Genomic DNA, 23,718 nt, shown 5'->3' with positions numbered 1-23,718 from the left:
AGAGGTTTTGTGCGCGGCGCCCATTGAGCAGATGTGACTGGGGTCACACACTTGATCGCGATGGTTAATCCACTGGCTCATCAGCCGCCTATTGCTACCAGGAGCTATCTATGACCAAGACCGCCGCCAAGAACGGTGTACAGCCTGACCACGACATCTACCTGCTTGATGACCAGCTCACTGCTGAGGAACGAGCGATTCGCGACAAGGTCCGGACCTTCGTCGCAGAAGAGCTCATCCCCGTGATCAATGACTACTGGGAGAGGGCCGAGTTCCCCTATGAGCTGGTCCCGAAGCTGGCTGAGCTCAATATCGCCGGGACAGTCATTCAAGGCAATGAGTGTCCGGGAATGAGCCGACTGGCCGGAGCACTGGTCTCAGTGGAGCTCGCTCGCGGCGACGGATCGTTCAATACGTTCTTCGGAGTTCACTCTGGGCTGGCGATGGGCTCGATCAACATCATGGGCTCTGAGAAGCAGAAGCAGCGGTGGCTGCCCGCTATGGCGAGGATGGAGAGGATCGGGGCCTTCGCCCTGACAGAGCCTGATCACGGCTCGGACTCCGTGGCCCTTGAGACCAGCGCACGCCGGGAGGGGGACGAGTGGGTCCTCAACGGAGCCAAGCGTTGGATCGGAAACGCCTCTCATGCTCACCACGTGATCATCTACGCCCGAGATGCTGAAGACGGGCAGGTCAAGGCTTTCGTCCTGGAACGCACCCCTGAGGATGATTTTCCTCAAGGGTTCAAGCCGACGGTCATCCAAGGAAAGATCGGCAAGCGGGCAATCCTGCAATCACAGATCGCCATTGAGGATCTCAGGATTCCCGAGGCGAACCGGCTGCAGCGCTGCAACTCCTTCAAGGACATCAATAAAGTGCTGACCGCCACCCGAGGGGGAGTCGCCTACGAATCACTGGGCCATGCCATTGCCGCCTACGAAGACGCGGTGAGGTATGCCGGTGAGCGAGTTCAGTTCGGCAGGACCATCGGCAGCTACCAGCTGGTGCAGAACAATCTGGCCAATATGCTCGCCGAGGTCACCTCCATCAAGCAGATGTGCTTCCGCCTCGTGGACCTGCACAACCAGGGCGAGCTGACCAGCCCGATGGCCTCCATGGCGAAGATGAGCGCAGCGAAGAAGGCTCGCTGGGTCGTGTCAACCGCACGAGACATCCTCGGGGGAAACGGTCTCCTCCTCGAGAACAACGTCGCCCGCCACCTGACCGACATGGAAGTCGTCTACACCTACGAGGGCACTGACTCTATGCAGTCACTGATCGTCGGCCGCTCCATCACTGGCGTCTCGGCGTTCGTCTGATTCTGTTCTGAAGAAAGGAAACACCATGCCAGAGGCAGTTATCGTTTCAGCGGTTCGTTCGCCTATCGGCCGTGCCGGCAAAGGCTCACTGCGCGAGATGCGTGCGGACGACATGGCCAGCCAGGTCGTGAGGGCAGCTCTTGACCGCGTGCCGGAACTGGATCCCTCCGAGATTGAGGACCTCCTCCTGGGCTGCGGTCTGCCTGAAGGTGAGTCCGGGCGCAATCTAGCCCGGATAGTGGCCGTGCTCGCGGAGCTTGATCATACCCCCGGGACCACACTCACCCGGTTCTGCGCCTCCAGCCTGCAGACCACGCGTATGGCCTTTCACTCCATCCGAGCAGGAGAAGGAGATGTCTTCATCTCTGCCGGCGTGGAGGCCACCAGCCGGATGGCACGGGGGCGTTCGGATGAGGACACACGGAACCCGCGCTTTGAAGCAGCCTGGAAGCGCAGCGACGCTCGGACCAGCGGGGGAACAGGCTCATGGAGCGACCCGCGCGCCGCCGGCGAACTGCCCGACGTCTACATCGCCATGGGCCACACCGCAGAGAATGTTGCTCAGCTGCGTGGGGTGAGCCGGGAAGCCCAGGATATCTACGCGGTTCGCTCTCAGACGCGCACTCAGGAGGCAGCCGCCTCTGGTTTCTGGGAACGTGAAATTGCGCCGCTCACCCTGCCCGATGGCACCGTCGTCAGCAAGGACGACAGCCCCCGCCCTAATACCACTCTCGAGACGATCGCTGAGCTCGATCCCGCGTTCCGCCCCGGTGGCACAGTCACCGCCGGCAATGCCTGCCCCATGAACGATGGAGCCGCTGCTCTGATCATCATGAGTGACATTCGGGCCCGGGAACTTGGTCTGACCCCCCTGGCGCGCATCGTATCGACAGGGGTTTCGGCACTGTCCCCCGAAATTATGGGGCTCGGACCGGTGGAAGCCAGCCAGGATGCGCTGGCACGAGCTGATATGAGGGTCAGCGACGTGGACCTCGTGGAGATCAACGAGGCATTCGCGGCCCAGGTCATACCGTCTGCCGAAGATCTCGGAATCTCCGAAGAAAAACTCAACGTCAACGGAGGAGCCATCGCCCTGGGCCACCCCTGGGGGATGAGCGGCGCCCGGATCACTGCGACTCTGCTGAATTCGCTGCAGCAGCGAGACCAGCAGATCGGCCTCGCCACCATGTGTGTCGGCGGTGGGCAGGGCATGGCCATGGTCGTCGAACGACTCTCCTGAACCGGCAAAAGACAGCAGACCCGAACCACATCAAGGAGAAGAGAAAACATGACTGCAGAACAGCGAACCGCAATCGTCACCGGAGCGGCGCGTGGCATCGGTGCAGCTCTGGCCGCACGGCTGGCCGAGGAAGGCCTGAACGTCGCTGCTGTTGATCTCACTGCCCAGGCGTGTGAAGAAACAGTCGGCTCCATCACCGACGCCGGCGGCACGGCTCGTGCTTATGGAGCCGATGTAGCCGACGAAGGCTCCGTGGCCCAAGTCGTCGAGGCTGTGAGATCCGAGCTGGGCGCACCGGCGGTCCTGATCAATAATGCCGGGGTCCTCCGTGACAGCCTGCTGTTCAAGATGAGCACGGACGACTGGGACACCGTCATGGATGTGCACCTCCGCGGTCATTTCCTGATGTCCCGTGCCGTGCAAGGGCACATGCGGGATGCAGGATGGGGCAGGATCGTCAACATCTCCTCAACCTCGGCTCTCGGGAATCGCGGCCAGGCCAACTACTCGGCTGCGAAAGCCGGAATCCAGGGGCTGACTAAGACCCTGGCTATCGAGCTGGGCAAATACGGCACAACAGTCAATGCCATAGCCCCTGGTCTGATCGAAACTGACATGACTAAAGCGACTGCTGAGCGCATGAAGGTTCCCTACGAGCAGTTCGTCGAAAAAGCGGCTGAGCAGATCCCGGTAGCCCGGACCGGCAAGCCAGAAGACATCGCTGCTGCGGCCGCGTTCTTCATCAGAGAAGAGGCCGGGTTCGTCTCCGGTCAGGTTCTGTACGTCGCCGGCGGCCCCCGGGCCTAGATCTCTTTAGGACACATCATGAAAACATTCTCAGGACTTGAAGAATTCGCCGGTGCGTTGGACACCCACCTCGGTTACAGCGAATGGCGCACTATCACACAGAATCAGGTTGATCTCTTCGCGGAGGCCACCGACGACCACCAATGGATCCACACTGATACCGACCGGGCCCACTCCGGACCCTTCGGGGGACCGATCGCACACGGGTACCTCACGCTTTCGCTGATACCGGCACTCATGCGGGAGATCTACCAGATCGAGGGCCTTGCCATGGGCGTCAATTACGGGTCCAACAAAGTCAGGTTCCCGGGTCTGGTTCCCGTGGGCAGCCGGGTTCGTGCAGGGGCAGAACTGATCAGCTTCGAGCAGTCCGCTCGAGGAGCCCAGGCCACGGTGAGAGTCACGATCGAAGTTGACGGTTCCGAGAGGCCTGGCTGCGTGGCCGATGTCATCACGCTGCTCCATGGCCGAAAGGAGGAGTGATGACCTTCAATATCTCTCTCATGCTGCATGAGACGGCCAAGGAACAGCCGGAAAAGACATGTTTAGTCTTCGGCACGCGCAGCTGGTCCTATCAAGAAGTGGATCAGGCGGCCGATCTTGTGGCGGCGAACCTGCAGGGCCTAGGCCTGCCGCCCGGGACGAAGATCGGTGTGCAGCTGCCGAATCTTCCTCAGTTCCTCTTCGCATACTTCGGGCTGGTCCGTGCCGGTTACATCATGGTGCCGCTCAATCCGCTGTGCTCGGTGCGCGAAGTGAAGTTCATGCTCGAGAATGCTGACTGCGAGGTAATGATCACTGCGGATGCAGTAGCAGGCGAGGCGCTCAAAGCAGCTCAGCAGGTAGGGGAGATCCCCGTCTACGTAGTGCAGACCGGCTCCACCGAACGGCCTGAAGGAACACGCGACTTCACCGAGCTGCTGGCGCCTCAGCCGGCCGCCGATATGGCCAGCACCCAGGCCGACGATACATCCATCATCGTCTTCACCAGCGGCACTACAGGGACGCCAAAGGGCGCCGAGCTGAGCCATTTCGGGATCTATATGAACTCGACGGTAGCCGCTGAACGGATGGGACTAGGCCCGAACGACAAGACTTTGGCCATGCTTCCCTTCTTCCACGTCTATGGCTTGACCAGTGTTCTGAATGTCTCAGTGAACAACGGGGCCACCATGATTCTGCTTCCGCGGTTCGACCCTCTGGCTGCTTTGGACCTCATTGAGGAGCACCGGGTAGTTCGTTTCTCAGCAGTCCCGTCCATGCTGATCGCGATGATCGACGCGGGCACCTCAGGGCGTGATCTTTCCAGTGTGGAACGGGTGACCTCCGGAGGCTCGGCACTGCCCGGGGAAGCACTCCGCCGCTTTGAAGCAGCATTCCCCGAGGCCACAGTGATAGAGGGGTACGGCCTGTCCGAATCCACGAGTTCGGTCTCGGTCAATATTTCCCGTGAAGAGCGCAAGATTCTCTCTATCGGCAAACCACTGTGGGGTACGGAATGCCGGGTTGTGGGACCAGACGGAGAAGCGCTCCCCCGGGGCCAGGACCATGTCGGTGAGCTGACCTTCCGGGGCCCGACCATCATGAAGGGCTACTACAAAAATCCACAAGCCACTGAGGAGGCGCTCCGGGAGGGGTGGCTCTATACCGGTGACATGGGCTACATGGACGAAGACGGCTTCCTCTTTGTGGTGGACCGGAAGAAGGAGCTGATCATCCGCAACGGCTACAACGTCTACCCCCGCGAAGTCGAAGAGGTGATCGCCACCCACCCAGAGATCATCGAAGTAGCAGTGGTGGGGAAACCGGATCGGCAGCACGGACAGGAGATCGTAGCCGTGGTGAGCGTCCGCGAAGGAGCTGCGGTCACCCCAGAAGAGATCACCGCTCACGCGAAGGAGTCCCTGGCTGCCTACAAGTACCCCAGGGAAGTGCATATCAGGAGGAGTCTGCCGAAGAGCGCTACAGGAAAGGTCCGTAAAAGAGAGATCACCAAGGATCTCGCGGCAGGCACGGTCCGGCAGGGATGAGGCCATGCTGCAAAGACTCCGGGGAGCCGCGGTTTCGACACTCTCTGTGATGGCGGCCATCGCTCTGGTAGCGATGATGACTCACATCGTGCTCAACGCCCTGCTCCGGTTCGGGTTCGGCTCGCCGATCCTCGGCACTCATGAACTGGTGGAGTACTGGTATCTCCCGTTCCTGGCACTGGCCGGGATACCCGCTGCACAGCTGAACAGCGAGCAGATCGTGGTGAACCTCCTGACCGAACGCATGAGTGAAGGAACGGCCAGGGTGTTTGCGCTGGTCACCCTCTCACTTGCGCTCGTCTTCTCTTTGGCAGTCGCGTGGTTCGGTCTGCAGACCGCGCTGCACCAAGCCTCTATCGGAGCCAGCGGCGGCGTCATAAACATCACCGTATGGCCGGCCTACTTCTTGGTACCGGCAATGTTCCTATTGCTGAGCATCCTGCTATTCAGTGACCTCGTGGACATATTCCGGCGGATGCTCACCAAGGAGAGCAGAGAACCTCAGGGAGAACCGAACTCATCTTCAGGCAGGACATCATGACCAACTCAGCGGCATATATGAACCTCGCGATGGGGGCACAGTTCGGCCCCGTAGGAGAACGGCCGACCAAGGATAAGGCCAACTGGATCAGCATCGCTTCGGGACTGGGCATGATCGCGATGTGCCTCATCGGACTCTTCACAAGCGGCACGGTCGCGGTTGCCGGGCTGTGGACCATCGGCCTGATGCTGGTGCTGATGTTCCTGGGGCTGCCGGTCGCCATAGCTCTGGCGCTGCCAAGCGTCGTGGGCATCTATGCCATCTCCGGTACGCAGGCAGCATCGAACGTCCTCTCCACAGCGCCCTACAATTCAGTATCCAGCTGGTCAATGAGCGTGCTGCCGATGTTCATCTTCATGGCCATGCTGCTGACACAGTCAGGCCTGGTGGAGAAGATGTACCGGGCAGCCAACCAATGGTTCAGCTGGCTGCCCGGAGGCATGGGTGTGGGAACCACCGCTGCAGGTGCCGGACTCGCCTCCGTATCAGGTTCCACGATCGGCATGACCTATGCCCTGGGCAAAGTCGGTATTCCAGAGATGCTCAAGCTCGGCTATGACAAACGCATAGCCATCGGCACCGTGATCGTCGCTGGACTCCCAGGTTCCCTCATTCCACCGAGCATCCTCCTCGTCATCTACGCCAGCATCGCCAGCGTTCCGGTCGGTCCGCAGCTGGCTGCCGGGGCGGTGCCGGGCATTCTCATCGCGCTGATGTTCGCCACCTTCCTGGTGATTCTGGGCTTCGTCGTGCCGCACCGCGTCGGTCGCCGCGAGGCGAGGCAGGGCTCAAGAGACGAAGCTCCGACCACCTTGGAATCGCGCTTACATGCGCTGCGCGATGTATGGGGCATCCCCGTGGTTCTCCTTGTCCTCTTCGGAGGGATGTTCTCCGGATTCTTCACACCGACTGAAGCGGGCGCCGGGGGAGCGCTGATCGCCCTGCTGCTGACCCTCTGGCTCCGCCGGCGGGATTCGCCGCTGCAGCAAGTGAGCAAAGCAGCAATCTCAACGATCAGTGCTACCGCAGCCATCTTCTTCGTGCTGGTCGGGGCAGAGATGCTGACGCGAGTGCTGGCAGTGACCGGCCTAGCCACCATGCTCACCCAATTCGTGACGGATCTCGGTCTCAGTCGGGTGACCTTTCTGCTGGCCCTGATCCCCTTCTACATCGTTTTGGGGATGTTCTTTGACACCTTGGCGATGCTCTTGCTCACTGTTCCGATCCTGCTCCCGACTCTCGAAGCCATGGAGGTGAGCCCTCTCTGGTTTGGTGTCTTCGTCATTCTGCTGGGGGAGCTGGGGATGATCACGCCTCCGGCGGGCATCCTGTCGTACATCATCTACAACATAACCAAATCGCCCGAGGTCAATCAGGGACAACGGATAAGCCTCGGTGACGTCTTCATGTCCCTCGTCTGGTTCTTGCCCGTCGCGATCGTATTCCTGGTCCTGATGGTTCTTTTCCCCGGAATGGCTGAATGGCTACCGGAACTCTTGACTTAAATCGCTTTAGAAACAACCCGACAAAGAATGAGATAAAACCATGAAAAATGAGAACTATAACCCGAAAATCGGAAGGAAATCCGGCGTGCTGGCCCTTGGTGCGGGCTTCCTCCTGACAGCCTGTGGGGGCAACATCGGGGCAAATGAGGACCAAGGTGAAGGCTTCGAATACGGTGCCCCTGACGAAGAGGTTCAGGCTCTGATCGAGGATCTGGAGCCGGTCACCATCACGTACCAGCCAAGCGCTCCGTCTCCAGAGGCGCCCACGGCCCCCGGCGGCCTTCTGGTGAAGGAAGCCATCGAAGAGCGTTCAAACGGCCAGATCACCGTGGATCTTGCCTGGGGGCATTCGGTCGCGGGCTATGACGAAGTGCATGATGCCCTGGCGGACGGTCGGGTGGACCTGTCTCACACCCTGCCGTCCTATCACCCGGATGAATTTCCTGCCGTGGACGCCTTCAACAACATGGTTAACTTTCCTTCCTCACCATGGATGGGAGAGCTGGCCGCCAATGCAGCCTCCGTCGACGTCGGCATCCAAACCCCCGAGGTGATGGCTGATTTCGAGGACAAGGGGCTGATTCCGCTCGCTCCCACCTTCCTGGGAGGGGGCTACTACGTGATATGCCGGGGGGATGTGCCTGTTGAGGCATCCGACTGGCAGGGACTGCAGGTGCGCGTCGGTGCAGCCTCCCAGGCTGAGCTTGTCGGCTCTCTGGGGGCAAGCCCTGTTTCCCTGGACCGAACTGAAGTTTATGAAGGGCTTCAGCGCGGGACGGTGGACTGCGCCATCTCCCAGCTGGCCGATGTCGCTGGATTCGGCCTGTCGGAGGTTGCGCCCCATATCGGATACCTCACTGAGACGGGTCTTCCACGTGTGGTCAGTGCGCTGGTTGCCAGCCCAGCCATCGAGAGTCTTCCCCTCCCGTATCAGCAGATCATCCATGACGCTGCCGGCGACTACTATCACGGTGCGATTCTCGGCACCGTCGATATCGGAGCCCATGTTGCCGCAGATATCCGGGAGCGGGGAGGCTCCTTCGAAGAACTCTCCTCCGAGGTTCAGACTGCCATCAGCGAGTTCAATACCAGCCACGCTGAAAGCACTGGAGATGAAGGAGACCTGGACGCGGATGTCTACGATGAGCTGAACGACGCCTATGACGAGTGGGTCAACCAGGTTGAGGATCTCGGCTACGAGGATGGGGGGACGCTCGAGAACATGGATGAGTGGCACGATGGCTCCGATGTGGACTACTCGAGCATCGTCGAGGTCTACTACGAGGAAACAGCACAGGAGAACCGGCCGGAATAATGCCGGACTCACTCGCACCGTGGTGAGACCATGTCCCATCGACGGAAGAGCAGATCGCTCACGACGGCGGCAACCCCTTTATGAAGAAGGTGCAAGCTGCCGCCGTCGTCGTTCTGGATCGGAGGTCTGTCATATTAAGGTGGCGTCCAGCTGACCCCGGTTGTTTGGACACAGGAAATGCAGTCCACTCCCGGGGGTCCCTATGACGAAGAACTTCACGAACTGGTCCGGCAGCATCACGTTCAAACCCTCCCAGTGGGCCTCACCCACTTCGGTGCGGGAGATCTTCAAGCTCATCAAGAAGGCGCGACGCCACGGACAGACAGTCCGCCCGGTGGGGTCGGGGCACTCCTCGACACCCATCTTCAGCACTGAGGACACTCTCCTATCTCTGGAGAACCTGTCGGGTGTGGTCTCCTCCGACCCGGAGCGGGGGACTGCCCGGGTCCTTCCGGGCACTGGTCTGCGAGAGCTCGGCCGACAGCTGGCTGATCACAGCCTCGCTATGGAGAACCTGGGCGACGTCGACTATCAGGCCATAGCAGGGGCCATCAGCACAGGAACCCACGGCTCGGGCATCACCCTGGGAAACCTGTCCTCCACCATGATCGGCGGTCGGCTCGTGAACGGTCTCGGCGAAGAAGTTCCCTTCGGAACAGAGGCGGGGGAGAACGAGGATGACGACCTGCTGCGGGCTGTCCAGGTCTCTCTAGGCTCGCTCGGAATCCTTACATCGCTCACGCTGCGGGTGGAGGAAGCTCATCAGCTGCACCGTCAGAATTGGATCACTCACATCGACTGGGTCATGGAGAATTTCCGAGAGCTGATTGAGACGAACCGCTCCGTGGACTTCTACTGGTACCCCCGGAGCGACCTGGCCCAGGTGCGCATGCTGAACAAGCCTGGTGACGAGCCGGACCTCACCCCGGAGGGTGAGCCGTACAGCTACCTGAAGAAGGACCTCACCGGCCCCAACTATGAGGTGATTCCCAACGACAGGGCGCTGCATTTCGAAGAGATGGAGTACATGCTCCCCCTGGACACCGATCTTTCCGCCTTTCGGGAAGTGCGACAGCGAGTGCGTGCCGAGCACCGTGCCGAGGTGGGGTGGCGAGTACTGGTGAGAACCATCGCTCCAGACAGTGCCATGCTCTCCAACGCGCAGGACCGGTCCACCATGACCATCGCACTGCTGCAGAACAACACGCTGCCGTTCAAGAGGTACTTCGACGATGTCCAGCCGATCTTCTGGGACTTCGGGGGACGCCCGCACTGGGGCAAGAAGCACACGCTGAAGTCCGGGCAGCTCGCGGAGCTCTACCCTGAGTGGGGGACCTTTCAGCAGACCCGCCGGGAGCTGGACCCTGACGGAGTTTTCATGAACGACTACTTGCGCGAACTATTCGGAGAGGAGAGCTGAATGGGACTGTTCCCGCAGAAGAACCGGAGGAAGGGCGAAGCCGCGGGCCTCGGGCGCACCGAGTGGGTCTTCTCAGCCGGCTTTGCCCCCAGTCAGAGCAGCGGGCAGGAGCCGGACTTCACCTCACGCAATACCCTGTGCCTGCTCAACACCGCAGATCGTCCGGCGTGCGTGAACCTTGTTCTGTACTACGAAGACACTGACCCCGTGGGGCCCTACGAGATCAGGATTGAGCCGCGCCGCGCGAAGCACCAGCGGATCAACGACCTCATTGAGCCGCAGGCTCCCTGGCTGGACAAGCCCTATGGACTCGTCGTGGAGTCGGACACCCCTGTGGTGGCTCAGCTGCACTACCTCGACAGCCGCAACGGCCAGCTCGCCGTTTCCCACATCAACCCGGCGCCCTGAGCCCAGGCATCCGGCGACGACGACGCTGCCGGGCAAGGCGCTCCGGCAGCGTCGTCGGGTGCTGTTGGGCTCTCAATGGCTGCGCAGGGCGTCGATGAGGTCGTCCTTGTTCATGTCGGAGTAGCCGGTGATGTCCAGCTCCTTGGCGCGGTCCTTGAGCTCCTCGACGGTCCAGTCCTCGTACTGGGGCTGGTTGCCGCCCTTCTTGCCCTGGGCGCTGCGCCCCTCCTTGGCCGCGGAGTTGGCAATTCGCGCAGCCTTCTCCTTGGAGTAGCCCTGATCCTCTCGGAGCTTCTCGTAGAGGTCGTCGTCCTTGACAGTCTGACGGTCTTCCTCAGCCATGCCTGATCATCCTCCTGTGAAGGGTTTGCCGCCGGTGACAGGGATGACGGCGCCAGAGGTGTAGCTCGCCTCCTCGGAGGCGAGGTACACATAGGCGCCCGCCAGCTCCGCAGGCTGCCCGGCCCGGTCCATAGGGGTCTCCTCACCGAAGCTCTGGACCTTCTCCTCAGGGAAGTTCGTGGCAGGAATCAGGGGCGTCCAGATGGGCCCGGGCGCCACGCCGTTGACCCGGATGCCCTTCGGTGTGAGCTCCTGAGCCAGTGTTTCGGTGAAGGCGACCTGAGCGGCCTTCGTCATTGCGTAGTCGAACAGCGGAGGAGCGGGACCGGCCGCCTGGATGGACGTGGTGGTGATGATTGACCCGCCCTCAGGGATATGGGGCACAGCTTCCTTCGTCAGTGCCACGTGGGCGGTGAGGTTGGTGTCGAACACCTTCTTCACCTCGTCGATGGGTGTCTGGTCGATGCCGCTGCGCTTGCGCTGGTAGGCGGCATTGAGGATCAGCACGTCCAGCCCGCCGAGGTCCTTGAGGACATTGCCGATGATGCCCTCCGCCGCGCTCTCCTTGGTGAGGTCGGTGGCGTAGGCATGTCCGCGCTGCCCGGCCTCGTGGACATGGTGCAGCGTGGTCTCGGCGTCCTCCTTCTCCTCAGGCAGGTGGACGATGGCGACGTCGGCGCCCTCCCGGGCGAAGGCAATTGCGGTGGCCCGGCCGATCCCGGAGTCGCCTCCGGTGATGAGAGTCCTCTTGCCCTTGAGGCGCCCATTGCCCACATATGACTCTTCGCCGTGGTCAGGGGTGGGGGAGGTCTCCCGGTCAAGGCCGGGCTGGCCGATGTCACCATGCTCCGGGAACTGATCGTGATGGTGCTTGGTGGTGGGGTCTGTCTGATTCTTCTCCGTCATGGCGTCCTCCTTCGGATCGCTGTATGAGTACGGAACATGCAGGACAGGGGGAGGGGCCGGTGCTCAGCTGGCCTGGGGGTCCAGGACCACCTTGATGCAGCCATCCTCCTTCTTCTGGAACTTCTCGTAGGCGGCAGGCGCCTGGTCCAGGGGAAGGTGATGGGTGACAAAGTCGTCCACGCCCAGCGGGTCGGAGGCGTCCTCCACCAGAGGCAGGAGCTTGTCGATCCAGTTCTTCACGTTGGCCTGCCCCATCGCGATATTCACCTGCTTGTCGAAGAGCGTGAGCATCGGCAGGGGAGAGGCCTGACCCCCGTAGACGCCGGAGAGGCTGATCGTCCCGCCGCGGCGCACCAGGTCGATAGCGGTGTAGACGGCCGCCAGCCGGTCCATGCCGAAGTTGTCCATCACTGGCTGGGAGAGCTTCTTGGGCAGGAACTGGGCGCCCAGCTGTGCGAACTTTGCCATGGAGGACTGCAGGTCGCCGTGAGCTTCCATGCCGACGGCGTCGATCACCGCATCGGGGCCGCGTCCCTTGGTCTTGTCCTTGATGGCGGCTACGGCGTCCTCATTGTTGGGGAAGACTTCGATGCCGTGGCGTGCCGCCATCTCGCGACGCTCAGCCTCAGGCTCGATGGCGTACACATGCATGCCGAGATGCTTAGCGATGCGGGCGCTGAACTGGCCGATCGGGCCCAGGCCAATGACTGCTACGGAGTCGCCCTCGGAGACGTTGGCGTAGGCCACGGCCTGCCAGGCGGTGGGAAGCACGTCGGAGAGGAACAGGTACCGGTGGTCGGGCAGCTCGTCGCCGACCTTGATGGGCCCGTAGTCAGCGTAGGGAACCCGCAGGTACTGCGCCTGACCGCCGGGGATCTGGCCGTAGAGCTGGGAGTAGCCGAACAGAGGAGCTCCGGTGCCCATGTCAGTGTTCTGCGTGGTCTCGCACTGCGTCTGCAGACCCTTATTGCAGAAGTAGCAGCTGCCGCAGGCGATCTGGAACGGGATGACGACACGATCGCCCACCTTCAGGTCGGTGCCGGAGCCCGTCTCGACGACGCGGCCCATCGGCTCGTGGCCGACGATGTCGCCGGGAGTCATGAAGGGGCCGAGCACCTCGTAGAGATGCAGGTCGGATCCGCAGACTGCCGTGGAGGTCACCTCGATGACGGCGTCGTTGGGCTTCTGGATAGTGGGGTCCGGGACGGTCTCCACAGACACCTTATGGGTGCCCTGCCATGTCACTGCCTTCACGCTTCGGTCCTCCTAGAGGGAGTCGGGTGCAACTGGTGAACAGTGCCCACACTAGGGAGGTCAACCTTGGCATGCACTGGACATTGGCCTGAGGTCAGGTCAGAGTTTGCATACGCATCGTCCCAGGTCAGCGGCGGGTCAATTGCGATACGCTCGCATCATGGATAGTATTATGTCAGGTTCGCTCAGGAGGCCGGGTGCTTTTCAGCGGCGGAGCAATTGCAGGGCCAGCCTGCTGCCGAGCAGGAGTGCGCTGAGGCTCAGTGCGGCGACCACGATGAAGCTGATCTGCACGCCCCCATCAGTGAAGTAATGCCGCAGGAGCATCCCGGCCAGCACCGTGCCGAGCGCCGTCAGCGCTCCGCGGGGGAGAGACAGCGGTCGTCGCCAGGTGAAGGCCAGCAGCCATGCTAGGCACAGGCCCAGGAGGAAGGGCCACGCGGTGGAGGCGATGTCGGCAGGAGAAAGACCGGTCTGGTGCGAGCGGTTCCCGACGGCGGCGAAGATGGCCACCAGCACGGCATCCAGGGCGAAGACTGCTGCGGCAGAGGACGTGCTGCGCTGCGCGCGGGCCGTGGGAGTGCTCTGTGATGCGCGGGAAGCGACGCGGTCAGTCGTCATGGTTCCAGCTTAGTGCTGAGGGGCTCACCTGCAGAACTACAAGTTGACATAATGTAGATTATCGGACAAGTGCGAGCCTGTCGGGAGAGGCGCCCGAGCTGACGCACGCAGTCACAGGAAGGTGCGATCCCGCGGGCTTGTGTGACCGCGCTGCGCTTAGCCTGGTGCGATGACTGAAACCTCGTCGAGCCGATGGCCCGTGGTCTGCCCGCACTGCGGGCAGGGACTGGCCGCCATTAGCGCGGAGGGTCGCCTTCGCGGGCTGCGCTGCCCCGCCGGTCATCGCTTCGACGCCGCCAAGCAGGGTTATGTCAACCTCACGGCCGGCCAGAGGCTTAAGCTCACCCCTGATACCGCTGAGATGATCATGGCGCGGGAACGAATCCAGCAGGCCGGCGTCTTCGATGCGCTCTCGTCCGCCCTTGCTGAGACCCTCACCGGCGAGGACCAGGTGATCGCCGACTGCGGCGCAGGAACCGGGCACTATCTGCACCGTCTGCTCAACGAGTCCCCCGGAGGCCGCGGCATCGCCCTGGACATCTCCCCCGCTGGGCTCAGGCGCGCGGCCAAGCACCCGCGCACCCTGGCCCTGGTGTGGGACCTCTGGCAGCCGCTGCCTGTGGGCAGCGAATCGGTGAGCAGCGTTCTCAACGTCTTCGCACCCCGAAACCCAGCCGAGTACGCGCGCATCCTCACGCCCGGCGGGCAGGCCGTCGTCGTCATCCCCCTGGCCGAGCACCTGGTGCAGCTCCAGCAGCACGGCCTGATCGCTCAGCAGCCGGACAAGCGCCGGCACCTGCAGGATCAGATGGCCCCCCACCTGGGCAGGCCGACTCAGGCTCAGGAGGTTCGCGCCGAGGTGCCGGTGAGCCCAGAGACCGCCGCCGACCTCATTCGGATGGGTCCTGCCGGTCACCACCGCTCGCAGGAAGAGGTTCTGGACGCGGTCGGCGCATCCGGTATTCGCACGGTGACGGTTGCCGCGGAGGTGCTCATCTGGCAGAAGGTCCCGGGCTGACCGGCTGCTGACTGTTTCATCCCGCGCCCAGCACCGTTAGGGTGAAGGGAGCAAGGGTCAGTGAAGACGGATGAAGGTGAACTGCAGATGATCGAATGGTTCGGCGAAAACCTGTGGGCCGCCTGGATCGCTCTGTGCTTCATCCTTCTGATGCTTGAAGTCTTCAGCCTCGACCTCATCTTCATCATGCTCGCCGCAGGCGCAGTGGCTGCCGGTGCTGTCGCCCTCGCCGGCGGCGCCGTCTGGGCCCAGCTGCTGGTCGGCGGAGTCGTTGCTCTGCTGATGATCGGTGCTGTGCGGCCCGTCGCCCTGAAGCACATCAAGTCCAGGTCCCGTGACGCTCTCACCGGCGTGGACCGCCTGGCAGGCCTGGAAGCCTCCGCCGTCGAGACCGTCACCCAGACCTCCGGCCTTGCCGAGGTCGAAGGCGAAACCTGGACCGCCCGGGCCGCCGGCAGCTTCACCCTCGAGCCCGGGGCGGCCGCCGTGGTGGACTCTGTGGACGGCGCCACCGTCTACCTCTCCCCTGCCCCGGCCATCGACTGGGGCTCCGCACCCAAGCAGGCCTGAACCCTGCGCCACACCCCACCAACCCCTAAGGATCGGTAACCATGGATTTCATCCTCCTGCTGATCGGCGTCGTCTTCCTGCTCTTTGTGGTGGTCGTCCTGATCAACTCGGTCAAGATCATCCCGCAGGCGCGCGCCGGCATCGTCGAGCGTCTCGGCAAGTACCACCGCACTCTCCAGCCCGGCCTCGCCCTGCTGGTCCCCTTCTTCGACCGCCTCCGCCCCCTTCTGGACATGCGTGAGCAGGTCGTCTCCTTCCCGCCCCAGTCGGTGATCACCGAGGACAACCTGGTGGTGGACATTGACACGGTCGTCTACTTCCAGATCACCGACCCCAAGGCGGCCACCTACGAGATCCAGAACTACATCGTCGGCGTCGAGCAGCTGACCACCACCACGCTGCGAAACGTCGTCGGCGGCATGAACCTGGAGAAGGCCCTGACCTCCCGTGACGACATCAACTCCATGCTGCGCGGCGAGCTGGACAAGGTCACCGGCCGCTGGGGCATCCGCGTGGCACGCGTGGAGCTGAAGGCCATCGACCCGCCGCACAGCATTCAGGACTCCATGGAGCAGCAGATGCGCGCCGAGCGCAGCCGCCGCGCCGCCATCCTGACCGCGGAGGGCAACAAGCAGTCCGCAGTCCTCAACGCCGAAGGTGAGCGCCAGGCATCCATCCTCCAGGCCGAGGGCGAGGCTCAGTCCCGCATCCTGGCCGCCAACGCGGAGGCTCAGGCCATCGAGACGGTCTTCAACGCCGTGCACGCCTCCGAGCCCTCCCCTGAGCTGCTCTCCTACCAGTACCTGCAGTCGCTGCCGGAGATGGCCAAGTCCGAGTCCAACACCATGTTCTTCATCCCCGGTGAGTTCGGCGAGGCCCTCAAGAGCCTCTCCGGCGCGTTCGGCGGCGGGGACAGCGGCAGCAGCGAGGACGGCGTCTCCTTCGAGGAGAAGGAGAAGATCCGCGAGGCTCGTGCTGAGCGGCTGCGGGCCCGTCGCGAGCAGGAGCAGGTCGAGGCGGCCAGCCGGCCGGGCAAGCCCGGCATCTCCAATTCCATCGCCGACTTGGCCGAGTCCGCCCGGGCCACCTCCGTCACCGATGACGCCTCCCAGTACGAGTCAGCCGCTGACCTGGAGAACGCTGCCAAGCAGGCCAAGCCCGGCAAGCAGTCAGGCACACCCGCAATCGGCGAAGAGTCGGCGGAGGACGTCATCGCGCGCGTCGCCGAGGAGAGCCCCGGCGCCGGCCGCACTCCAGAGCAGCAGCCCCCTCGGTCCAGCCAGGAGCCGGACCAGCAGGACCCGGAGCGCTGAGGGTGGAATAATCTGCGGGGCCCTGCTGGTTGCAGTGGGGAGTTCATAGCCCGAAGAGTCGTTGACGGAGGAGACCGTAACCCGATGAGTGATCGCAGTCTGCGCGGCATGCGCCTCGGCGCCCAGTCCATGGAGACCGAGACGGGCGTGGAGCCCGCACCCCGCCAGGACGTGGAGTACGTCTGTGAGGACGGCGAGAAGATCACCGTGACCTTCGCCTCCGATGCCGAGATTCCCGCTACTTGGACCGCGACCAGCGGGAAGGTCGGCGTGCTGGCCCAGGGCGACAGGCCCGACGCAGAGCCGGAGAAGCCCGCCCGAACGCATTGGGACATGCTCCTCGAGCGCCGTTCCACCGAGGAGCTTGAGGAGATTCTCCAGGACCGCCTGAAGATTCTGCGCGAGCGCCGCGGCGAAAAGGTCTGAGCCGCTCCTCACCGCACATGGCGAAGGCCCGCTCCCCTGCCTGTGGGAGCGGGCCTTCGCCATGTGCGGACAGTTTGAGGCTCAGCGGCCGGTGAGCTTCTTGCTGAGTGCGGATGCTCGGGCGCCCAACCCCCATTTGGTGACGTTGGCGACGGCTTCGAGAACAATGCCGCTGCTCATCTTGGACTCGCCCATCGTGCGCTCCACGAAGGTGATCGGCACCTCCTTGATGGTCTTGCCCTGGCGTGCCACTCGGAACGTCATATCAACCTGGAAGCCGTAGCCGGCTGACTTGATCGACTTCAGGTCGATGTCCTCCAGGGTGGAGCGGCGGAAGACCCGGAATCCGGCGGTGATGTCCCTGACATTCAGGCCGAGCATAGTGCGGGAGTAGAAGCTGCCGGCCCGGGAGATGACCTCGCGCTGCACCGGCCAGTTCACCACAGCACCGCCCGGAACCCACCGGGAGCCGATGACCAGATCCGCCTCGTCGAGCTTGTCGATGAGGTCGGGCAGCTGCTCCGGCTGGTGCGAGCCGTCGGCGTCGAGCTCCACGAACGCCTCGTAGTCGCGGCGCAGGCCCCAGGTGAACCCGGCGATATAGGCACCGCCGAGGCCGTCCTTCTTGATGCGGTGGATGACGTGGATCTGCTCGTCGGCGGCCGCCATCTCCTCAGCGAGCTCCCCGGTGCCGTCCGGGCTGGAGTCGTCCACGATCAGCACATCGGATTCGGGCAGGGCGGCGCGCAGCCGGTCAATGGTGGTGGGCAGCGCGTCGATCTCGTTGTAGGTCGGGATCACGGTGAGGATCTTCATGGCCACCACGTTAGCTCACCGGCTCCCCGTGGATGACCGTCTCCTTCCAGCGCGGCAGACTGCCCTCCTCCGCCCCCGGCTCAGGAAGGTAGGGAAGGAGCGGGGTGCGGGCCCGCGTGTCTGTGCTCCAAGCAGAGACGGTGGCGTTGGGCGTCTGAACGGCGAGAGACTCCACCTCCCAGACCACGTACGTGGCGGCGCTTGCGGGGTTCAGGAGGCCGGACTCCGGCTGCCCGCCCACCAAGGAGCGGTAGGCGCCGCGGGTCTGAGCGGTGAACCCGGCGCGGACCGAGGCCGGGTCGGTGCCGTGGTGGACGTGGTCGCTGATCAGCTGCCAGGGACTCTCGCCCTCCGGCGGGGCCGCACAGGTCGGCACGCCTACGCTCAGGGCGGTGGCCAGATGAATGGGCCGGCGGGCCAGCACGTGGATTCCGGTGTTGAGCAGCTGCTCCCAGTGCTCCCGGTGGGGTGAGTCGAAGCCAACCAGGACCGTGGGGGTGTCCGGCTTGGGCGTCCGCCTGAGCTCGCGCAGCTGAGAGTGAGTGCCGACGATGGCGTCCACCACGTCTGCGGGATCTGCCTCGGAGACGTCGAGGATCAGTTGGCGGGACTCCTCTGACATCCAGGTGCGGACGCCGATGAGGTTCTCCTCGACTTCGGCGTAGGAGACTGCGACGGCGATGGGCCGGCCGGCGGCCTCCTGAATGTCCTCGTTCTCACCCAGCAGGCTCAGCAGCTCGTTGAGGGCCTTCAGCCCGCTGGCCCCCGCCACGTCCTGCAGCCCGGAGAGCTGCACCACCGGGTAGGTGTCCAACGGGTGGCCGGCCGCAGTGCGGAACGAGCTGGTCAGGCCGCTGGCGAGCATCTGGACGGATTCGCCCGCCAGCCGGTCTGCCGGCACCGCCAGGCCGAGGCGCACTGCGGAGTAGCCGAGGGCGGCGACGGCGTCGAGCCGCTCGGCGAGGTCCCCAGGATCGCCCTCGGCGATGCCGCGCGTGATCCATCCGACGAAGCCTGGGGCCACCAGAGCGCGGTCGAGATCCTCTTCCTGGATGGTGCCGGGCTCCCGCTGCTCTCGCAGGCGCGCGGCAGTCTCGTCGGAGCCGAGCCACGCCACCTGCCCGTCTTCGACGAGCATCGCCTCCGCGTAGGGCTCGGCGGTGGAGTGGATGGTTCCGTTGGTGAGCAGCCGGGCGGCACCTGGGGCGGTGCCGTCATTCGTCGTCAAGGTCTTCGTCCTCCATGGATTGATAGGCGACTGAGGAGTAGGCCACCACTCCCCTGCTGATGAGGTCCACCGCCTCGTGGCACGCGGTGGCCAACGTGCTGGTGGCGCTCGGCACCTTGGAGAGCTGGTCCAGGGTGTCGATGCACTGCTTAGCCCACCGGACGAAGTCGCCGGCGGCCAGGGGGGAATGCTCCAGGGCGGCACGCAGGCTCGCTCCGGAGGCCCAGTGGTGCATGGGCAGGGTCAGCCCCAGCTCCGGGCCGGCGGTGGGCTCAAGATGATGCCGCTTCTCGAGGGTCTCCAGCTCCGTGTGGACCTCCAGGGCTGCGCGGACCGCCCCGGTCAGCCTGCCGGTGGGCATCTCCGGCATCGCGCCCTCATCCTCCCGCTTGGCCTGGTAAACCAGCAGAGTGGAGAACGCGGCCAGCTCCTCGGGGCTGAGCCGGTCGAGCACGCCCTGCTCCACGAGCATCTCGGTGAACAGATCCCGTTCGCCGTAGATGCGGCGCAGACGCTGCCCCCGCTCGGTGACGACGAACTCCTCGGCGCGGAACTCGTCGGCGACAGGCTGGGCGGTCGGCATGCTCTCCGCGTCGGCGGGCACCATGTGCCCCAAGTCGAAGAGCACGCCGCAGACGCGGTCGAAGGTTTTGGCGATGGAGCCGGTGCGCTGGTCGATGCGGGCCTTCAGCTGGTCGGTCTCCCTGCGCAGCTTCCACCATCGCTCGGCCCAGCGGGCGTGGTCCTCCCGGTCGCCGCAGGAGTGGCAGGGGTGCTTCCGGAGCGCGTCCTGAAGCTCCTCCACCTGTTCGCTGTCCTCGGGCTGCTCGGCGAATCCGAACCCGACCTGGGGCGCGCTCCTCCGCGGCGGCACCCGATCCTTGAGCGCGGCCCGCATTGAGGATGCGAGATCCCGGCGGACCTTGGGGACCTTCACTTGGGGCTTGCGGGGCAGCCTGATGGAGGAGATGACGTCGGGCGGGTGGGAAAAGTCCTCCACGGTGATGCTCCGCAGCTTCCCGTCCGCCGTGACGACGCCTGGACGCGGGTCATGCTCGGGAGCGGTGTGGACCACCAGGCACTCCCCCAGGCGTCGCTTGGCCTTTCCCCCGGAGCCGACGTCGATGATGTCTCCCGGCTCCAGGGAGGCCAGGAGCCGGATGATCTCTCGTCTGCGCTGCCGGGTGCGGGCCTTGGCCTGGTCCTTCTGCTGCTCGTTGAGCCGACGTCGCAGCTCGAAGTACTCCTTGAAGCTGCCGAGGCGGCACTCCATGGACTCTTCGTAGCCGAGGAGGGAGGACTCGCGCTTGGCGACATCCCGGGCAAGACCGACGACGGCACGGTCGGCCTGGAACTGGGCGAAGGAGGACTCAAGGATGGTCCGAGCCCGGCGACGGCCGAACTGTGCGGTGAGGTTGACCGCCATGTTGTAGCTGGGGCTGAAGGATGAGTTGAGCGGGTAGGTGCGCTTTGAGGCAAGGCCTGCGACCTGCCGGGGGTCCATCCCCGGCTGCCAGACCACCACCGCGTGGCCTTCGACGTCGATTCCGCGGCGCCCGGCCCGACCGGTGAGCTGGGTGAACTCCCCGGGGGTGATGTCAACGTGCGACTCCCCGTTGAACTTGTCCAGCTTCTCCAGCACCACGGTGCGTGCGGGCATGTTGATGCCCAGGGCCAGCGTCTCCGTGGCGAAGACGACTTTCAGCAGGCCTTCGGCGAAGAGGCTCTCCACCAGCTCCTTGAACGGCGGAAGCATCCCGGCGTGGTGAGAGGCGACTCCGTTCACCAGTGCTTCCCGGAACGTGTCGAAGCCGAGCACGGAGAGGTCCTCGGCGGGCAGCTCCCAGCCCATCGCCTCGACCCGGGAGGCGATCTCGGCGGCCTCCTCGCGTGTGGTCAGGCGAAGGTCCTGCTGCACGCACTGCTCCACGGCGGCCTCGCAGCCGGCCCGGGAGAAGATGAAAGTGATGCAGGGCAGCAGCCCGTCCCGGTCCAGGGCGCGGATCATCTTGGGGCGGGAGAGGCGGTGGGTGCGTGAGGGCGCCCCGGAGAGGCTGGAGGGATCCTTGCCGCCTCCCCGGTGGGCTGAGGGCCGGAAGTCGCGCTTGGGGCCGTGCCGCCCGCGCCCTCGGCCCCGATGGCCTCCGGAGCGGCGGGACTCGGGGGCCTGCTGCAGCTGGACCATCCTCTGCAGCTCCGGGTTCACCAGCGTCTGACGCTGCTCAGCGTCCTCATCCGCCGTCTCAGCGGTGAAGAGGTCATGCAGCCGGTGGTCCACCAGCATGTGCTGCCACAGCGGCACGGGGCGGTGCTCGGAGACGACCACGGACGTCTCCCCCCGGACCGTGTCCAGCCAGGCGCCGAACTCCTCCGCATTGGAGACGGTGGCCGAAAGCGCCGCTACCTGCACGGACTCCGGCAGGTGGATGATCACTTCCTCCCAGACCGCGCCGCGGAACCGGTCAGCGAGGTAGTGCACCTCATCCATCACGACGTACCTGAGGTCATCCAGGGTCGAGGAGTCCTGGTAGAGCATGTTCCGCAGGACCTCGGTCGTCATGACGACGACGTCGGCCTCAGAGTTCACGGAGGTGTCGCCGGTGAGCAGCCCCACACGGTCCGGTCCGTAGTCCTCGGCGAGCTCCTGGTACTTCTGGTTGCTCAGCGCCTTGATCGGGGTGGTGTAGAACGCCTTCTTGCCCTGGGCGAGCGCCAGATGCACGGCGAACTCCCCCACGATCGTCTTTCCCGCACCCGTCGGGGCTGCGACGAGCACCGCTTTGCCCGCCTCAAGCTCGCGGCAGGCCTGCAGCTGAAACTCGTCGAGATCAAAGGTCTGAGCCGCACGGAAGGCGCCGAGCTGGGTCTTGGCCTCTGCTGCGCGGCGGCGGGAAGCGGCATAGCGTTCGGCCGGAGAGCTCATGCCTCCACCCTAGCGGCCCCAGCCTGTGCGGCCAGTGCCCTGCGTCGTGCAGGTTCCTCGGGAGTAGGCTGTGGCCCGTGGCCGCCGCGTCTTCCCGCACCCCGATGTTCCCGTGGCGCACGGTGGTGCTCGGCGCGCTCATCCCGGCCTTCGTGTTCTCCACCGGCATCGGTGCGATCATTCCGATCCTGCCCTCCTTCGCCACCGAGCGCGGCGCCACGCTCGCCGGCGCCGCCGTGATCGCTGCAATGCTGCCCATCGGCCAGATCGTGGCGGATCTGCCTGCGGGCGCGCTCGCTTCCCGCATCGGGGACCGACGGGCGATGATCCTGGCCGGCGCCGCCGCCGGGGCTGCCTTCCTGCTGGCGGGCCTCTCCCCCTCGGCGCTCACCCTGGGGGCGGCGATCCTTCTCGTCGGCTGCGCGAACGCGGTCTTCCACCTGGCCAGGCACTCTTATCTGACCGAGGTGGCCGACCCGATGCAGCGCGCCCGAGTGCTCTCCACGTTGGGCGGCGTGCATCGGATCGGCCAGTTCGTCGGCCCTTTCCTGGGGGCGCTGGTCAGCCTGGGCGGTGACCTCCGCTGGGTCTTCGTGCTGGCTGCCTGTGCGGCGGCCGCGGCCATCACCACCATTCTGCTGGCCAGGCCCACCGCTTCGGAGAGCGCCGCCGGCCCAAGCGCCGCCCGTGCTTCCGCTCACCCCCCTCAGCGGCTCTGGAGGGTCATCAGGGATCACGGACGGCTGCTGCTCACCCTGGGCTTCTGCGGGATGCTGGTCGGCGCGATCCGCGGCGCACGGCAGCAGGTGATCCCCCTGTGGGGCGAGTACATGGAGCTCGAGCCCACCACTATCTCGGTCATCTACGGCATCGCCGGCGGCATCGACATGCTGCTCTTCTACCCCGCCGGGAAGGTGATGGACCATATGGGCCGCCTCTGGGTCGGGCTGCCGGCGATGCTCGGGCTGGCGCTGGCGATGGCGCTGGTTCCGCTGACCTCCGATGCTGCTCAGCTGACCTGGGTGGCATTGCTGCTGGGCTTCACCAACGGGATCGGCTCCGGGGTCATGATGACCATCTCCTCCGATATTGCTCCCCCCGAGGCGCGCCCGCAGTTCTTGGGCGCCTGGCGCCTGCTGGTCGATATCGGGATGGGCGCCGGGCCCCTGACGCTGGCGGCCGGCGCCGCCGTGGGCTCGCTGGCGCTGGGCGTCTGGGCTGCCGGAAGCTACGGGATCCTCGGCGCCGGGGTGATGGGGCGTTGGCTGCCCCGCTACTCGGTGCACGCCAACCGCACCACCCGGCGTCGCGCCGGACTCCTCTAGCCCGACGTCACCGGGTCCAGTTCTTGGAGCTCGTCCTCGGTGAAGAGGCGGGAGTGGATGATGAACCTGTGACCGGTCGGGCCTTCGATGCTGAACCCTGCGCCTCTGCCATGTGTGACGCCGATGGTGAGGTGCGTGTGGGACCAGTACTCGTACTGTGCCCTTGAGATCCACACCGGGACGGGCTCGGGGGTCCCAGCATCCAGCTCGCCGAGGAGAACATCGGCCGGACCGGTCGCGAACGTCCCCTGGGTGTAGCACATGGGCGCCGAACCGTCGCAGCACCCGCCGGACTGATGGAACATCAGCGGCTGACCGTGATCCTCGCGCAGCTGCCTCAGCAGCGACGCCGCCTGATCAGTGATGGCAACACGTTCGGCGCCCATGGCCG

Annotated in this window: 23 protein-coding genes; 15 read left to right on the top strand and 8 right to left on the bottom strand. The window is 64.5% G+C overall.

Annotation, left to right across the window (positions count from 1 at the left end):
- Positions 1 to 110: 110 nt before the first annotated feature.
- The 10 genes from FWJ47_RS08475 to FWJ47_RS08430 all read left to right on the top strand — a co-directional run bounded on the left by FWJ47_RS08475 (position 111) and on the right by FWJ47_RS08430 (position 10,585).
- A complete protein-coding gene (locus tag FWJ47_RS08475) occupies positions 111 to 1,319 on the top strand; it encodes an acyl-CoA dehydrogenase family protein (RefSeq protein WP_147106826.1) in 1,209 nt (402 codons plus the stop codon).
- A gap of 25 nt (positions 1,320 to 1,344) precedes the next feature.
- Positions 1,345 to 2,559, top strand: coding sequence for an acetyl-CoA C-acetyltransferase (locus tag FWJ47_RS08470; RefSeq protein WP_147106823.1), 1,215 nt, complete (start codon positions 1,345 to 1,347; stop codon positions 2,557 to 2,559).
- A 48-nt stretch (positions 2,560 to 2,607) separates the two neighbouring features.
- A complete protein-coding gene (locus FWJ47_RS08465; RefSeq protein ID WP_147106820.1) occupies positions 2,608 to 3,366 on the top strand; it encodes an SDR family oxidoreductase in 759 nt (252 codons plus the stop codon).
- 18 nt (positions 3,367 to 3,384) lie between these two features.
- A complete protein-coding gene (locus tag FWJ47_RS08460) occupies positions 3,385 to 3,849 on the top strand; it encodes a MaoC family dehydratase (RefSeq protein ID WP_147106817.1) in 465 nt (154 codons plus the stop codon).
- Positions 3,849 to 5,396, top strand: a complete 1,548-nt coding sequence (locus FWJ47_RS08455) for a long-chain-fatty-acid--CoA ligase (RefSeq protein ID WP_147106814.1) — start codon at positions 3,849 to 3,851, stop codon at positions 5,394 to 5,396. Before FWJ47_RS08460 ends, FWJ47_RS08455 begins: the two co-directional genes overlap by 1 nt.
- Before the next feature lie 49 nt (positions 5,397 to 5,445).
- On the top strand, positions 5,446 to 5,937 hold the full coding sequence (locus tag FWJ47_RS08450) for a TRAP transporter small permease (RefSeq protein ID WP_170228532.1): 492 nt from the start codon (positions 5,446 to 5,448) through the stop codon (positions 5,935 to 5,937).
- On the top strand, positions 5,934 to 7,442 hold the full coding sequence (locus FWJ47_RS08445; protein ID WP_147106807.1) for a TRAP transporter large permease: 1,509 nt from the start codon (positions 5,934 to 5,936) through the stop codon (positions 7,440 to 7,442). Before FWJ47_RS08450 ends, FWJ47_RS08445 begins: the two co-directional genes overlap by 4 nt.
- A 40-nt stretch (positions 7,443 to 7,482) precedes the next feature.
- Positions 7,483 to 8,757 (top strand): type 2 periplasmic-binding domain-containing protein, encoded by a 1,275-nt coding sequence (locus FWJ47_RS08440; protein ID WP_147106804.1) that lies wholly within the window; start codon positions 7,483 to 7,485, stop codon positions 8,755 to 8,757.
- Between the two features lie 202 nt (positions 8,758 to 8,959).
- Positions 8,960 to 10,177, top strand: a complete 1,218-nt coding sequence (locus tag FWJ47_RS08435; protein ID WP_147106801.1) for a D-arabinono-1,4-lactone oxidase — start codon at positions 8,960 to 8,962, stop codon at positions 10,175 to 10,177.
- Positions 10,178 to 10,585, top strand: a complete 408-nt coding sequence (locus FWJ47_RS08430; RefSeq protein WP_147106798.1) for a sensory rhodopsin transducer — start codon at positions 10,178 to 10,180, stop codon at positions 10,583 to 10,585. It abuts the gene before it with no gap.
- Between the two features lie 72 nt (positions 10,586 to 10,657).
- Here the strand turns inward: FWJ47_RS08430 and FWJ47_RS08425 are convergent, their stop codons facing one another.
- The 4 genes from FWJ47_RS08425 to FWJ47_RS08410 form a co-directional block, all read right to left on the bottom strand.
- The gene (locus FWJ47_RS08425; protein ID WP_147106796.1) at positions 10,658 to 10,927 is read right to left on the bottom strand and encodes a DUF7218 family protein; all 270 of its coding nucleotides are present in this window, start codon (positions 10,925 to 10,927) and stop codon (positions 10,658 to 10,660) included.
- A gap of 6 nt (positions 10,928 to 10,933) precedes the next feature.
- The gene (locus FWJ47_RS08420; protein ID WP_147106793.1) at positions 10,934 to 11,833 is read right to left on the bottom strand and encodes an SDR family oxidoreductase; all 900 of its coding nucleotides are present in this window, start codon (positions 11,831 to 11,833) and stop codon (positions 10,934 to 10,936) included.
- A gap of 63 nt (positions 11,834 to 11,896) precedes the next feature.
- On the bottom strand, positions 11,897 to 13,087 hold the full coding sequence (locus FWJ47_RS08415; RefSeq protein WP_147106790.1) for an alcohol dehydrogenase catalytic domain-containing protein: 1,191 nt from the start codon (positions 13,085 to 13,087) through the stop codon (positions 11,897 to 11,899).
- A 204-nt stretch (positions 13,088 to 13,291) separates the two neighbouring features.
- Entirely contained in the window at positions 13,292 to 13,708 is a 417-nt protein-coding gene (locus tag FWJ47_RS08410; RefSeq protein WP_147106787.1) for a DUF3054 domain-containing protein, read from the bottom strand.
- A gap of 169 nt (positions 13,709 to 13,877) precedes the next feature.
- Between FWJ47_RS08410 and FWJ47_RS08405 the strand changes: the two genes are divergently transcribed.
- The 4 genes from FWJ47_RS08405 to FWJ47_RS08390 all read left to right on the top strand — a co-directional run bounded on the left by FWJ47_RS08405 (position 13,878) and on the right by FWJ47_RS08390 (position 17,035).
- On the top strand, positions 13,878 to 14,726 hold the full coding sequence (locus FWJ47_RS08405) for a putative RNA methyltransferase (protein WP_147106784.1): 849 nt from the start codon (positions 13,878 to 13,880) through the stop codon (positions 14,724 to 14,726).
- Between the two features lie 87 nt (positions 14,727 to 14,813).
- Complete coding sequence (locus FWJ47_RS08400; protein ID WP_147106781.1) at positions 14,814 to 15,296, top strand: NfeD family protein; 483 nt, start codon at positions 14,814 to 14,816, stop codon at positions 15,294 to 15,296.
- Between the two features lie 41 nt (positions 15,297 to 15,337).
- A complete protein-coding gene (locus FWJ47_RS08395) occupies positions 15,338 to 16,609 on the top strand; it encodes an SPFH domain-containing protein (RefSeq protein ID WP_147106778.1) in 1,272 nt (423 codons plus the stop codon).
- Positions 16,610 to 16,693: 84 nt separating this feature from the next.
- Positions 16,694 to 17,035, top strand: coding sequence for an RNA polymerase-binding protein RbpA (locus FWJ47_RS08390; RefSeq protein ID WP_147106775.1), 342 nt, complete (start codon positions 16,694 to 16,696; stop codon positions 17,033 to 17,035).
- A gap of 81 nt (positions 17,036 to 17,116) precedes the next feature.
- Here the strand turns inward: FWJ47_RS08390 and FWJ47_RS08385 are convergent, their stop codons facing one another.
- Genes FWJ47_RS08385 through FWJ47_RS08375 form a run of 3 tightly spaced genes read right to left on the bottom strand, consistent with a single transcriptional unit; the run spans position 17,117 to position 22,002 of the window.
- Positions 17,117 to 17,851: a polyprenol monophosphomannose synthase gene (locus FWJ47_RS08385; RefSeq protein WP_147106772.1), complete on the bottom strand. Its 735-nt coding sequence runs from the start codon at positions 17,849 to 17,851 to the stop codon at positions 17,117 to 17,119.
- 10 nt (positions 17,852 to 17,861) lie between these two features.
- Complete coding sequence (locus FWJ47_RS08380; RefSeq protein ID WP_147106769.1) at positions 17,862 to 19,079, bottom strand: hypothetical protein; 1,218 nt, start codon at positions 19,077 to 19,079, stop codon at positions 17,862 to 17,864.
- Positions 19,066 to 22,002, bottom strand: a complete 2,937-nt coding sequence (locus FWJ47_RS08375) for a DEAD/DEAH box helicase (RefSeq protein ID WP_147106765.1) — start codon at positions 22,000 to 22,002, stop codon at positions 19,066 to 19,068. Before FWJ47_RS08375 ends, FWJ47_RS08380 begins: the two co-directional genes overlap by 14 nt.
- Before the next feature lie 77 nt (positions 22,003 to 22,079).
- On the opposite strand from FWJ47_RS08375, the gene FWJ47_RS08370 reads away from it, so the two are divergent.
- Entirely contained in the window at positions 22,080 to 23,327 is a 1,248-nt protein-coding gene (locus tag FWJ47_RS08370; protein ID WP_246126226.1) for an MFS transporter, read from the top strand.
- Here the strand turns inward: FWJ47_RS08370 and FWJ47_RS08365 are convergent.
- A complete protein-coding gene (locus tag FWJ47_RS08365) occupies positions 23,324 to 23,713 on the bottom strand; it encodes a DUF779 domain-containing protein (RefSeq protein ID WP_147106762.1) in 390 nt (129 codons plus the stop codon). The two genes, FWJ47_RS08370 and FWJ47_RS08365, sit on opposite strands and share 4 nt — an antisense overlap.
- Positions 23,714 to 23,718: the final 5 nt, after the last annotated feature.

The organism is Nesterenkonia populi, from assembly GCF_007994735.1.
Taxonomy (GTDB): Bacteria; Actinomycetota; Actinomycetes; order Actinomycetales; family Micrococcaceae; genus Nesterenkonia; species Nesterenkonia populi.
This window is presented reverse-complemented; position numbering and strand designations above follow the sequence as displayed.